Annotated in this window: 12 protein-coding genes; 3 read left to right on the forward strand and 9 right to left on the reverse strand. The window is 50.1% G+C overall.

Annotated elements, in window-relative coordinates:
- A partial coding sequence (locus A918_RS20570; protein ID WP_022711716.1) for a helix-turn-helix domain-containing protein occupies nucleotides 1–384 on the reverse strand: 384 nt, incomplete at its 3' end.
- 190 nt (nucleotides 385–574) lie between these two features.
- Here A918_RS20570 and A918_RS0114260 point away from each other — a divergent pair.
- Complete coding sequence (locus A918_RS0114260) at nucleotides 575–1216, forward strand: NAD(P)-dependent oxidoreductase (RefSeq protein WP_022711717.1); 642 nt, start codon at nucleotides 575–577, stop codon at nucleotides 1214–1216.
- A gap of 45 nt (nucleotides 1217–1261) precedes the next feature.
- Here the strand turns inward: A918_RS0114260 and map are convergent, their stop codons facing one another.
- From map to A918_RS20575, 7 genes are all read right to left on the reverse strand, one after another.
- On the reverse strand, nucleotides 1262–2059 hold the full coding sequence (gene map, locus A918_RS0114265) for a type I methionyl aminopeptidase (RefSeq protein ID WP_022711718.1): 798 nt from the start codon (nucleotides 2057–2059) through the stop codon (nucleotides 1262–1264).
- The gene (locus A918_RS0114270; RefSeq protein WP_022711719.1) at nucleotides 2056–2268 is read right to left on the reverse strand and encodes a ParD-like family protein; all 213 of its coding nucleotides are present in this window, start codon (nucleotides 2266–2268) and stop codon (nucleotides 2056–2058) included. Before A918_RS0114270 ends, map begins: the two co-directional genes overlap by 4 nt.
- 76 nt (nucleotides 2269–2344) lie before the next feature.
- The gene (gene dnaE / locus A918_RS0114275) at nucleotides 2345–5848 is read right to left on the reverse strand and encodes a DNA polymerase III subunit alpha (RefSeq protein ID WP_033316151.1); all 3504 of its coding nucleotides are present in this window, start codon (nucleotides 5846–5848) and stop codon (nucleotides 2345–2347) included.
- Between the two features lie 756 nt (nucleotides 5849–6604).
- Nucleotides 6605–7309 carry an ABC transporter ATP-binding protein gene (locus A918_RS0114290; protein ID WP_028233831.1) on the reverse strand — a complete coding sequence of 235 codons (705 nt, stop codon included), beginning with the start codon at nucleotides 7307–7309 and terminating at the stop codon, nucleotides 6605–6607.
- 8 nt (nucleotides 7310–7317) lie between these two features.
- On the reverse strand, nucleotides 7318–8544 hold the full coding sequence (locus A918_RS0114295; RefSeq protein WP_245257335.1) for a lipoprotein-releasing ABC transporter permease subunit: 1227 nt from the start codon (nucleotides 8542–8544) through the stop codon (nucleotides 7318–7320).
- Nucleotides 8545–8687: 143 nt separating this feature from the next.
- Nucleotides 8688–10016, reverse strand: a complete 1329-nt coding sequence (proS, locus tag A918_RS0114300; protein ID WP_022711724.1) for a proline--tRNA ligase — start codon at nucleotides 10014–10016, stop codon at nucleotides 8688–8690.
- Nucleotides 10017–10753: 737 nt separating this feature from the next.
- Complete coding sequence (locus tag A918_RS20575) at nucleotides 10754–11824, reverse strand: AraC family transcriptional regulator (RefSeq protein WP_022711725.1); 1071 nt, start codon at nucleotides 11822–11824, stop codon at nucleotides 10754–10756.
- Between the two features lie 147 nt (nucleotides 11825–11971).
- On the opposite strand from A918_RS20575, the gene A918_RS0114310 reads away from it, so the two are divergent.
- Nucleotides 11972–12673, forward strand: a complete 702-nt coding sequence (locus tag A918_RS0114310) for a hypothetical protein (RefSeq protein ID WP_022711726.1) — start codon at nucleotides 11972–11974, stop codon at nucleotides 12671–12673.
- Between the two features lie 58 nt (nucleotides 12674–12731).
- Here A918_RS0114310 and A918_RS0114315 read toward each other — a convergent pair whose 3' ends face one another.
- Nucleotides 12732–12998, reverse strand: a complete 267-nt coding sequence (locus tag A918_RS0114315; protein ID WP_022711727.1) for a DUF1467 family protein — start codon at nucleotides 12996–12998, stop codon at nucleotides 12732–12734.
- 194 nt (nucleotides 12999–13192) lie between these two features.
- Between A918_RS0114315 and A918_RS0114325 the strand changes: the two genes are divergently transcribed.
- Entirely contained in the window at nucleotides 13193–14002 is an 810-nt protein-coding gene (locus A918_RS0114325; RefSeq protein ID WP_022711728.1) for a hypothetical protein, read from the forward strand.
- Nucleotides 14003–14012 lie beyond the last annotated feature (10 nt).

Here is a 14012-nt window from a genome sequence, read left to right on the forward strand (position 1 = left end):
CAGATTGTCAATCGGCTTTGCCAGCGACAGCCCCAATGCAGTCAGCGAATATTCCACTTCCGGCGGTGAAGTCGGACGTACAGTGCGCAACACCAAACCGTCACGCTCCAGCGAGCGTAAAGTTACTGTGAGCATACGCTGCGAAATACCCTCGATCAGACGGCGCAGCGCATTGAAGCGGATTGTACCCTGCTGAAGATTGAGAATAACCAGCAGACTCCATGTATCCCCCACCCGATCCAGCACTTCACGGATCGGACATGTACCGTTCTCATCCGCTGTAAATCCTGCGGTATCCGCCAGAATCGGCGGGGTATTATTTCCATCATCATGCTGTGGCTCTGCTGAATTTTTCTTCAGAGCGGCATTCATCTGAGAGGTCATTGCCTTCTCCTTCATTGCACGCGACCGTAAAATTGAACGGCAAAGCGCGCATTTGCAGGCGGTTACTTTGAAGTGACTTGCTGACTTTAAAGTGCATTCTTCACAGTTATTTCAAATCATATTACATAGTTACCTATCGTAACCTGATTAAAAATAATTCTTATCAATCTTATAATATGAGGTAAGTCCTATGTCAAAAATCGCAATCATCGGCGCCAGCGGCTATGTCGGTACAGCTTTGCTTAATGAAGCCGTGAAACGCGGCCATCAGGTGAGCGCCCTTGTACGCCATCCGGAAAAAATTGCTGCCAATGCCAATGTCACGGCTGTGAAAGCCGATGTTCTCGACACAGACGGACTGGCTGTCCTTTTAAAAGGCCATGATCTAGTGATCTCCGCCTATAATCCAGGCTGGCAGGAAGACGATATCCGCAATATTCACATCAAAGGCAGCAAATCCATTAGTGAGGCTGTGAAAAAAGCCGGCATCAAGCGTCTGATCGCCGTTGGCGGCGCAGGCAGCCTTGAAATCAACGGCGCTCAGCTGGTGGATTCCCCTGAATTTCCGGCGGAATATAAAGAAGGTGTGCTGGGTGCCCGTCAGGCACTCAATGATCTGAAAACCGAGAATGAACTGGACTGGTCTTTTGTCTCACCGGCAATTCTGCTGGTGCCGGGTGAAGCCACCGGCACATTCCGTCTTGGCACAGATTCTCCGGTTTTTGACGATAAGGGCGAAAGCAAAATCACCGTCGGCGATCTGGCTGTCGCCATTCTTGATGAAGCAGAACAGGGCAAACATATCCGTCAGCGCTTCACAGCAGCATATTAAAATATAGAATAAAAAGACCTGTAGTCACTGCAGGCCTTTTTCACATCAACTTGCTATCAAACCTAATCGTTTCGCCTGCGGTGAGTTCTTTTCATCCGCACGCAAGGTCAGCACCGAAACGCCTGTTGCCGTCACCGCAACCGTATGCTCGAACTGAGCCGAAAGTAACCCGTCCTTAGTGGTGACAGTCCACTCATCCGCTTCGGTCTTCACATTGCGCCGCCCCTGATTGAGCATTGGCTCAATGGTGAAAACCATTCCTTGTTGCAGAAACAGGCCGGTTCCGGGTTTGCCAAAATTGAGAATTTGCGGTTCTTCATGCATTTCGCGGCCGATACCGTGACCGCAATAATCATGTACGACCGAATAGCCGTTGCGTTTGGCGTGATGCTCGATTGCCCAACCGATATCGCCGATCCGCGCACCCGGACGCACAGCAGCAATACCCATCCACATTGCTTCATAAGCTGTGCGCACCAGTCTTTTAGCGGCAACATTCACCTCGCCGACACAATAAGTTTTGCTGGAATCCGCGATATAGCCGTTCTTCTCCAGCGTAATATCAAAATTGACAATATCACCGCTTTTCAGCACATCCGTTTGTGACGGCACACCGTGACAAACCACATGATTGATGGAAGAATTCAGTACAAAACCGTAGCCATACTGGCCTTTACTCGCCGGACGGGATTGTAAATCCTCAATGATAAAGCGCTCGACTTTGTCGTTGATTTCAAGCGTTGAAGCCCCTTCAAGCGGCGTTTTATCCAGCATATCAAAGACAGAAGCCAGCAAACGCCCTGCCTCAGCCATCAGCGCCAGTTCCTGAGGTTGCTTAATCATGCTTCACTCACACTCAGCGAAGACACAGCAACACCGGCAGCATTCAGCTCACGACGCATAATCTCTGAAAAACTAAGCGTGGGATTGGTCTCGCACAACATGCCGATCTTAATCCAGAAAGCAGCCTGCGCATTAATAGAGCGGCAAGTCACCCTGCTCGCAAGACGCAGCTGCTCATGCAACTCGTCTTCAATATTCACAATACCCATAAGGCCTCACATATGTTTCATATACATACTACATACGAAACATATATTGAGTCTCAAGGTGAATAATAGTCAGCGATCAGCTGATGAGTTCCACATCGACCACACCGCTGATGGCCTTCATCGCGCTGGCAATCTGCGGGCTGATGCGGTAGCGATCCGGCAAAGCAACCTCCACCTCACGCTGACCATTATCCTTGATCACGATAAAGCTGACCTCGCCGTCACCACGGGTTTTGAAATAAGGCACGATCTGATCCAGTGCATCGCTGTTACGCAGGAACAGACGCAGCGCCTTTTGCAGTCGGCTGGCCTCATCCTCAAGCGACACGACCGTGGCAATGCGCAGGCTCACACCTTCCGGCCGATTCTCAGCGGAAACAGTAATTACTACCGAGCGACCGGGTTCCAGCAGGTCGCGGAACTGCTGAAGCGCTTCCGAGAACAATACCGATTCAAACTGACCTGTCGCATCAGAAAAGGCGATGATGCCCATTTTATTGCCGGTCTTGGTCTTGCGCTCCTGCTTGCTGATAACCGTTCCGGCAAGACGACCGTTGGTTGCGCCTTTCTTCACCGCATTGGAGAAATCAGCCCAGCTCTGAACACGCATTTTCTGCAGCGCTTCATTATAATCATCCAGCGGATGCGCGGAGAGATAGAAGCCTGCGGCCTGCAATTCGCGATGCAGTTTCTCTGATGATGTCCAAGGCGTTACCACTGGCAATTGCAGCTTTTCTTTCGGCACCAGACCGGTGCCAAAAATATCCGACTGCCCGCTATTGGCGTTTTCCTGCGTGCGCTGAGTATAGGCCATCAGACTGTCCATACCGGAACTCAAAGCTGAACGGTCAACACCGAAACAATCCAGCGCACCGGCATTAATCAGGCTTTCAAACACACGGCGGTTGACCATGCGCGGATCAACGCGCTCACAGAAATCCTCAAGGCTTTCAAACGGTTTTTCTTTCCGCTTTTCCACAATATGCTCAACGGCAGCATCACCAACGCCTTTGATCGCGGCCAGTGAATAGAAAATCTTGCCATCGCCGACTTCAAACGGGCGGTAGGATGTCATGACCGATGGCAGCACCACCTCAATACCAAGACGCAAGGCATCACGACGGAAATCATTGAGCTTTTCCGTGTTATTCATATCATAGGTCATCGACGCGGCGAGAAACTCTGCCGGATAATGCGCCTTCAGATAGGCTGTATGATAGGAAACAATCGCATAGGCAGCCGCGTGGGATTTGTTGAAACCATAGTCAGCAAATTTGGCAAGCAGATCGAAAATCGTATTGGCTTGCGCCTTGCCGACACCGCCTTCAATTGCACCGTCAACAAAACGGACGCGCTGCTTGTCCATTTCTTCACGGATTTTCTTACCCATCGCACGACGCAGCAAATCCGCTTCACCAAGCGAATAGCCGGAAAGCTCCTGCGCGATCTGCATCACCTGCTCCTGATAAACGATAACGCCCTGCGTTTCCTTCACCAGATGGTCGATTTTCGGGTGAATAGAGGCGATTTCCTCCTCACCGTGTTTGCGCGCATTGTAGGTTGGAATATTCTCCATCGGACCCGGACGATAGAGCGCCACAAGCGCAATAATATCCTCAATACGGTCAGGCTTCATCCCGATGAGTGCTTTACGCATACCCACCGATTCCACCTGAAACACGCCGACCGTTTCACCGCGCGACAGCATTTCATAAGTCAGCTTATCGTCAAACGGCAGCGTTTGCAGATCGATATCGACGCCTTTACGGGCAATCAGCTTCACAGCCGTATTCAGAACCGTCAGCGTTTTCAGACCAAGAAAGTCAAACTTTACCAGACCGGCCTGCTCAACCCATTTCATATTGAACTGAGTGACCGGCATATCGGAGCGCGGATCGCGATACATCGGCACCAGTTCCGACAATGGCCGGTCACCGATAACAATACCTGCAGCGTGCGTAGAAGCGTGACGATAAAGTCCTTCCAGCTTCAGCGACATATCAAGAAGACGACCGACAACCGGCTCCTTTTCACGCTCCTCATTAATGCGCGGCTCTTCATTAATCGCCTGTCCGAGCGATACCGGATTGGCAGGGTTGGACGGCACCAGTTTACACAACCTGTCCACCTGCCCGTAGGGCATTTGCAGCACGCGACCAACATCGCGCAGCACCGCACGTGCCTGCAGCGTACCGAAAGTAATAATCTGCGCTACCTGATCGCGACCATATTTTTGCTGCACATAGCGGATCACCTCTTCACGGCGATCCTGACAAAAGTCGATATCAAAGTCCGGCATCGACACACGATCCGGATTAAGAAAGCGCTCAAACAGCAAAGAGAAGCGCAGCGGATCAACGTCCGTAATGGTCAGCGCATAAGCAACCAGCGAGCCAGCACCGGAACCACGCCCCGGCCCTACCGGAATATCCTGTTGCTTTGCCCATTTGATAAAGTCCGAAACGATCAGAAAGTAGCCCGGAAACTTCATGCGGACGATGATGCTGATTTCGTAATCCAGCCGCTTGATATAGTCTTCGTGGGTATGGCCTTCGGCAAGGCCGAACAGCTTCAAACGTTCTTCAAGACCTTCACGCGCCTGACGCGCCATTTCATCCGCTTCTGCCTGCAAAGCGGCTTCCGGATCATCGGATTCACCGGTAAAGCGCGGCAGGATCGGCGCACGGGTCTGCGTGTACCAATGGCAGCGGCGTGCAATCTCGACGGTATTTTCCAGAGCCTCCGGTAAATCGGCAAACAATGCCGCCATTTCGCTCTGGGATTTCAGATAATGATCCGGTGTCAGACGGCGACGATCATCCGATGCGATGACCTGACCATCTGCAATCGCCAGCAAAGCATCATGCGCTTCATAATCTCCGCTCTGCTTAAAGAATGCCTCATTGGTTGCAACCAATGGCAGCTCATATTCATAAGCCAGATCAACCAGTTTGGATTCAAGTACACGGTCATAACCGCGCTGGCGGTGCAACTCGACATAAAGACGGTCGCCAAAAATGTTTTTTAAAAACTCAAGGCGGCTGCGCGCACGCTCTTCCCGTTCATTGCTGAGCGGCTTGCCAATCGGCCCCTCTGCTCCGCCGGTCAGAAAAATTACATCTTCCGACAAATCCGGTAACCAGTCGGCGCGGATATGCACCGGATCACCGGCTTCTGTTTCCAGATAGGAGCGGCTGACCAGCCGCACCATATTGGCATAGCCTTCTTCACTGGAAGCCAGCAGTACCACCGGCGACAAATCCAGCGCATCGCGGCGGTTGATCGCACGGCCTTCCGGTTGATGGTCGCCAAAGGCAATATCAACAACACAGCCGATAATCGGCTGCACACCATCTTTCGACGCCTTCTGCGCAAATTCCAATGCGCCGAACAGATTATTCGTGTCTGTTACGGCAATTGCAGGCGCATTATCATCCTTGGCATGGCCGATAATTTTGCCGATTTGCAATGCCCCTTCCAGCAATGAATAAGCCGAGTGCGTGCGCAAATGAATAAATACCGGCGCACCGGCAGGTAATTCAGAAGCAGCTACGGCAGAAACATCAGAAGGCAAAGGCATATACTCCGTCATTGCAATCATCGCCTGCCCGTTTGTGCAGGGATGTATCGCAGTACAAAGCCTTACATAGAAACTGCATTCCAAAAATAACAGTTCTGTAAGACGGGAAAATCAAACCGGATAATGAACTGAAGCCTGTCAGACTCCACACATTCATCAGATCCTTTTTCCCGCAATGCCGTCATGATGTCCAGATGCATATGCGCATTCCGTCAATCATTACACATTCTATATCTCTTGCTGGCTATATCTTCAGCCAGCTACATCTTTACACAGAGCGTGCCGCGTTTAATTCTATCCGCTGTGCTCGCTCTATCTTCTTGTTTTTCGCATGTCGTATAGGATAACCAGTACGCACTTTTCCGCGACATGCTTTAGTTAAATCAAGCTTTGTGCAGCCTCAGAACGCTGCCAGCCACATAGCAAAAGTTGCTACAAACAAACCGATGGAAATGAATGACATAACATCACGAACCAGATCAGACATGATATGAACTCCATTTGTTCTTGTATGTATGCAATTTGTTCCATTATTGTTCCGCAGTCAACCCCTCTTTGTTCACGTAAAAACATCTATAGTTAGTGAAATATGAACCGTTGATCTGGCGTCTGGCTATGTAAGCAGCACCTGTTTTATTTTTGAGTGTAGTTTCAGCTATTTAAGCCGCAGCTCTTTTTTCCGTATCTACAGAACAAATAAAAATGCCGCATGCATATTTCAGCATACGGCATTCAACAATTCAGCTTGTCTTGCAATCAGGCGGCAGGTTTTCTCAAATCGAGATCAACGATCTTGCCGTCTTTCAGTGTAACGCAACGATCCATGCGTCGTGCCAGATCATGATTATGCGTTGCGATCAGCGCAGACAGGCCGGACTGACGCACCAGCGCCTCCAGTGCCTGAAACACATAGGATGATGTTGACGGATCGAGATTGCCTGTCGGTTCATCCGCAAACAGCACCAGCGGTGCATTAGCAACTGCACGGGCAATGGCCACACGCTGCTGCTCACCACCGGACAACTCCGACGGGCGGTGCGAAGAACGGGGCCCGATACGCATATAATCCAGCAAGTTCTGCGCACGCTGTGATGCAACTTTGGATGACAGGCCACGCAACATTTGCGGCACCATCACATTTTCAAGCGCGGTAAATTCCGGCAGCAAATGATGAAACTGATAGACAAAGCCCAGATCATTGCGGCGCATGGCTGTGCGTTCATCATCATCCAGCTGCGCGCAAGAAATTTTGCCCAAGATCACATCACCGGAATCCGGTTTTTCCAGCAGTCCTGCCGTATGCAGCAGCGTGGATTTACCGGCACCGGATGGTGCAACCAGAGCCACCATTTCACCGCGCATCAGCGTGAAATTCGCGTCTTTAAGAATAGTCAGCTCGCGGTCTGCTTCATGATAGCTGCGGCAGACATTTTTCAGCTGAAGGATCGGCTCTCCGGACATAGCAGCCATTATTCGTACCTCAGCGCTTCAACAGGATCGAGTTTGGCCGCACGCCAAGCCGGAAAAATCGTTGCAATAAATGACAAGATCAGCGCCATACCAATAACAGAAAGCGTTTCGCTGAGATTCATTTCAGCTGGAAGCTGACTCAGGAAATAAAGCTCCGGATTAAACAAAGTTGTGCCCGACAACCATGAGAAGAACGCACGGATACGCTCCACATTGAGGCACACGACAACGCCGAGCACCACGCCTGCCAGCGTTCCCGTGACACCGATCGCCGCACCGGTCATCAGGAAGATACGCATGATTGCACCGCGGGTTGCGCCCATTGTGCGCAGGATCGCGATATCACGCCCTTTATCTTTCACCAGCATAATCAGGCCGGAAATAATATTGAGTGCCGCAACAAGAACGATCAGTGTGAGGATCATGAACATCACATTGCGCTCAACCTGCAAAGCCGAGAAGAATGTGGCATTACGCTGGCGCCAGTCTGTCATCATCACAGGGCGTTCTGCCGCCTCTTCCACGCCGGCACGCAGATCATCAACCTTGTCCGGATTATCGGCAAAGACCTCAATCGACTGGACACGATCTTCCTGATTAAAGAACAATTGCGCCTCAGCCAAAGGCATCAGCACAATAGACGCATCATATTCCGACATGCCGATCTCGAAGATGGCCTTGATCGGATAGACTTTGGTACGGGCATTCACACCAAACGGCGTTACGTCACCATCCGGCGAAATGATTTTCAGATCATCGCCCACGCCCAGACCAAGATTCTGCGCCATACGGGTACCGATGGCCACACCGTCAGCCGTATCAAAACTCGCAAAAGTACCGGATTTGACATTCTTGGCGATCAGCTCAAGCTTATTCACATCCTGCTCGCGCAGACCACGCACCAGCGCACCGGTGCCTGCACCGATACTGCCCTGCACCAGAGCCTGCCCTTCAACAACCGGAATAGCGAATTTCACGCCTTGCAGCGCATCCATACGCTTCACCAGATGATCGTAATCTTCCAGCGGGCTGTCGATCGGTGCAACTATCAGGTGACCGTTGATACCGAGAATACGGTTGAGCAATTCTGTGCGGAAGCCGTTCATCACCGCCATAACGATGATGAGTGTGGCCACGCCGAGCATGATGCCGGTGAATGAAAAACCGGCAATCACAGAAATAAAAGCCTCGCGACGGCGGGAACGCAGATAGCGCCATGCAATCATACGTTCCAGTGAGGAGAATGGTCCGGTGCCCTGACGCTGTGCCTGAGCTGCCGGTTTCTTTTCCTGTTGTTTCTTTGGCAATTTATCGAGCAATTGCGCTCCCCCGTTGCCTTGATTTCCACCTGTCGCAGGCTTTTTGAACATTACTGCCCCGCAGTCAGAAGATTGATTGCGGCTTCAACAGTCATAGTCTGACGTTCACCGGTCTTACGATCTTTGACTTCAACTTCGCCATTGGCTACGCTGCGCGGACCGGCAATGATCTGTACCGGCACACCAATCAGATCCATGGTTGCGAATTTCGAACCCGGACGGTCGTCGCTGTCATCGAGCAGAGGATCCAGACCGGCATTGGTCAGGGCTTCATAGAGCTTTTCCGATACAGCATCACAAGCCGCATCGCCCGGCTTCATATTGACGATACCTGCACCAAACGGCGCAATAGCTTTCGGCCAGATAATACCGTTTTCATCATGGGATGCTTCAATTGTTGCGGCAACCACACGCGACGGGCCGATACCGTAAGAGCCCATGGAAACCAGATGTTCTTTGCCGTCCGGTCCCTGCACTTTCGCGCCCATTGGCTCGGAATATTTGGTGCCGAAATGGAAGATATGGCCGACTTCAATACCGCGTGCAGCAACCTGATTGCCTGCATCGACTTTTGCCCATGCGGCTTCGTCATGCATTTCTTCAGTCGCAGCGTAAGGCGTTGTCCACTGGTCAACGATAGATGCCATTGCTGCATCATCGAAGAAGTCGATATCTGCGCCCGGAACTTTCAGATCGAGATAAGCGCGGTCACAGAAAACCTGACTTTCACCGGTATCCGCCAGAATAATAAATTCATGGGACAGATCACCACCGATCGGGCCGGTATCCGCACGCATCGGTACAACCTGCACACCAATACGGGAGAATGTGCGCAGATAAGAAACGAACATGCGGTAATAGGCAGCTTTCGCACCTTCATAATTCAGGTCGAAAGAATAAGCATCTTTCATCAGGAATTCGCGCGAACGCATCACGCCGAAACGCGGACGCACTTCGTCACGGAATTTCCACTGAATGTGATAGAGGTTCAGCGGCAGGTCTTTATATGAACGCACATAGGAGCGGAAAATATCGGTGACCATTTCTTCATTGGTCGGGCCGAACAGCATTTCACGCTCGGAGCGGTCTTTAATGCGCAGCATTTCCTTGCCGTAAGCATCATAGCGGCCGCTTTCGCGCCACAGATCAGCGGACTGGATTGTCGGCATCAGAATTTCATTACCGCCTGCACGGTTCTGCTCTTCACGAATGATCGTATTGACCTTGTTCAGAACCTTCAAACCCAGCGGCAGCCATGTGTAAATACCGGCTGACTGCTGGCGGATCATCCCCGCACGCAGCATCAGACGATGGGAGACAATTTCTGCCTCTTTTGGATTTTCTTTCAGGATCGGCAAAAAGAATCGCGACATACGCATGGAGGAACCACCGGAAATTGCTCCCGATCCCGTTAGAATCAGGAAAAAACACATAAAATCTCTCGTGTTTATTAACCACTTATCATGGCAATGAAAACCCGTCTCACGCAGAGCGGAGCCAGCAAATCTTCAGTCACGAAGGCATGCAGACCTGACGGATAAAGCCTGCCAAATTATGGCAGCGTCCGATGATTCCTTATATTTCAGGAGATCGGGATAAAAATAATGTGAGCTTTACAGCATTTCCCGCTGCCTGAACGGCAAAAGACAGGTTCAGCTTCAGTTTTATTTATTTGTGACATTTTTTTTACATTTTTGATTTTCATCCAAATAGCACACTAAAAACTGCATTTCTTATGAAAACTTCAGTTTAAATCGAATTAAAAACATTGAAATTTGCTTTTCGGCTTCAATTCTTATGGCATTTTTGTGTCCGCGCTTAAAAAAACGCGTGACAACTGATATTTCTCATTCTATTTTCCATGCAACGACAACAGAGAGCAGGCTTAACTACTCTCTCACGCGGTCAAAGTCTTGGGAGGATGCAACTCAGGCGCGGTATTTCGCAGCCGCCTGTAACAAGGAAATGAGTTGGACGCGTATTTTATCAGCAAGGCTAACGCCTTGCTTTTTTTTACATCTTAATAATACAAATATAGTGTGATTATAAACTCCGGCTTTGCTTCATCACGATAATAAAGCAATTCGCCTCAAAACCCATGTCATGCAAGGCCGTGCTATTCAGTGATGCTGGTGCCGGACATAATTATTTGATTACGATATGTTTTAGGTGCAATCCCCGTCACCCGTAAAAATTCGCGATTGAAATTCGATTTGGTGAGAAAACCGCTGGCAAATGTGATCTGCGTCACCGGTTCATCCGTCTCCTGTAACAGGCGACACGCCTCCTCAACACGGAAATTGTTCACATAAACTGACACGCTGACCCCGCGACACCGGTTAACCGCCTCAGAGACATGGCGTGGTGGCCTGCGCAGCCGGTGTGCAATGCGCTTCAAGTTGAGTTCCATATCCTTATAAAGCTGTTTATCCCGCATCAGCGCATCCAACTCAGTCACAATTTCCAGATGCTGTTCTGTTGTCAGTGCAGTCTCAGCTGTAAGTGCAGGTGCCTTCCCCTCATCCCGCTCATCCTCATCAGCATTGGTGCGATTATTCAGTGCCACACCGGCCGCGGCGCCCAATACCAGCAGCGACAGAATATTGGTGACCAGAATGATCGAGGGGGAATAGCGGCCGCTATTCCAGAGAAAATCAAAATTAATCAAGATATCGACGATCACAGAGCTGATCAGCATAGCAGCGGTTATTTGCATTGCCCGATAAGAACGCATAATTCCGTCCAGCCGCGCAGCAATCAGCACATCCGGCCCCGCAAAGCTCAGGCGCAGCAGAGCCAGACCATAGACCAAAAAAATCACGATAATTGCCAGCGCCGCCAGATCACGGCGTATAAGCAGCAACACAAGCACCGCCAATACCGGCAGCAAATGCGGCCAGATTTTATCGACCCGCAAGGCATCATCACTATTCTGCACCGTAAGACTGCGAAAACTTAAATAAGACAATCCGGCAATTATCGACGCCAGTAAAATCTGCACCGGCAGAACAGCAAGGATATCATAGCCCCAGCGCAAGCCGAGCAGAACCGATTGCAGCATATAAGTGCCGATCAGCGCGATGAAAAACATATCCGCACGGCTTCCCGCCTCGCGATTACGCAACAGCTGCACCAGTATAATCGCCAGCAATATTGTCAGCACAAAGGGCAGCGGAATAAAAATCATCGGCAAATATCTCTGTCATGTCTCATCATGTGATCAGGAACATGAAGCAAAACACGTTATGCGTCGACCTTGATCCTGTTTCAGGTCGCAGAAATACACAATCCGGCAAATGATCCCTGCATTATCAACGCAGTCAGGATCAAGATAATGGACTATATGCTTCTCTCAATTTTACTTTCCACCATTCTCACGCTCAGCGGTTGCACCAAGGAAACCAGTACATCGGAAAAAACCGTGGCAACTGATGGCATAAAGAACGTAACGATCAGCGGTGATGCCAGCCTTATCCGCTTGATCGCGAAAGACGATCAGAAACAACTGGCTGTCATGAGTGCCAAGCCATCGGGCTGGCTTTCCGGCTGGTTCTATAATGACTGTAAATCCAAAGGCGAGATGATTGTCAGCGGTCAGACATTGCTGATTAAAGCGCAAAATAGCGGCTGGTATGACCTGTCCGAATGCAGCACTTATCTGCAAATCAATCTGCCGCGCAATGCAGGAGTGACGATTAATCAACCTGCTTTCAAAGGAGACTTACAGGGACAATTTTCCGATCTGAATATAGAGACCCGTGCCGCAGATATCAGCCTGCAAGGCTCTGCCACCTCAGTCAGAATTCGTGGTGACGCTTTCCGCACCAGACTGCAATTTGATGGTACAACACAGCCGGAACAGATTGATATTGCCGGTCGCGCGCTGGATACGAGTCTGATTTTTCCGAAAGGCACTTCGGTCAGTTATCGCATCCATTCCAAAGCCTCGCTGCTCGATGCCAAACTACCGAATACACAGGGAGCAAAGCCGGAAATCGTGATTTCAGGCGATTATGCGCGCACAGAAATTCGATGAAAATTATCGAATAGCGCTATAATTACAGTGCTTTATATAAAATATTTCAAAATGAGATTCACAGCTCAGGGAAGAAGTGCGGAATATCATCCAGACCGAAACCGAGTTTCTGTGTCACAAACCAGAACAGGCCGAAAATCACTGTCGCAAGGATGGTCGTACGCAGAAAAGCCAGCCAGATCCGCGGGCGCGCCGGTGCGCTCGCGACTGTGCCGCGCACAATATTATTCTCTTCTGCCTGTGTACGCAGACCGAAAGGCAGCATGGCAAACAGACTTGTCCACCAGATGATAAAATAGATCGCCATTCCGGACATAACAGACATATTCTTCCTCCCCGCATAATTCTCTTAAAGGACTATGCATCATTATTAGCCGCAGCATAGAGCAGCAAAACAGCAGCGGCAAGTGACAGCATTACGCAGTTCCCCACAATGATACGCATAAAAATGCCAGCTTCAAATTTCTGATGATGCGCTTAACCTGCTTATTATTTAAAATAATATCAGGTCATTAGCCGATGGTACGCAATATATTTCTCTACATTATAACATTCATATTATGCAGCATTGTCAGTTTTATTCCTGCTGTCCAAGCGCAAGAATCCGACGCACAACAACTGGCAAAGAAACTGGCCAATCCGGTTTCCAGTCTTATAAGCGTGCCTATTCAAAACACTTATACCTGTTGCACCGGCGCCAATAATGCCGGTCGTTTTACCACCAATATTCAGCCGGTTATTCCCTTTTCCCTCAATGCCGACTGGAATTTGATCGTGCGCACCATTGTGCCAATCATTCAGCAAAGCTCCCATGCGCCGGATATCGGAGCGAAATTCGGACTGGGCGACACGGTACAGAGCTTTTTCCTGTCTCCGGTTCAGAAAACAGATGGCATCATCTGGGGTGTGGGACCGGCCTTTCTGTGGCCAACCGCCACCAACGCCATGCTTGGCAATCAGAAATGGGGTGCAGGCCCGACAGCCGTTGCGCTCAAACAAATGCACGGCTGGACGATGGGCATGCTGACCAATCATATCTGGTCTTTTGCCGGAGAAAGCGACCGGCAGAATGTCAGTGCCAGTCTGATCCAGCCTTTTATCAGCTATACTTTTCCCAATACGGTCGGCTTATCGCTCAATAGCGAGATGACCTATGACTGGACGAATGAGCAATGGACAATACCGGTTGACCTCGGCATTTCCAAAGTCTTCACCTTCGGCAAGCAACATGTCAGCCTTGGTGTTACCGGCCAATATTATGCCAGCAAACCCGATAACGGCCCTGACTGGGGCGCACGCTTTACAGTAACATTCCTGTTTCCTAAATAAAAACCCCCCC

Source organism: Pseudochrobactrum sp. AO18b (assembly GCF_000409565.1).
In the GTDB taxonomy this organism is placed as follows: domain Bacteria; phylum Pseudomonadota; class Alphaproteobacteria; order Rhizobiales; family Rhizobiaceae; genus Pseudochrobactrum; species Pseudochrobactrum saccharolyticum.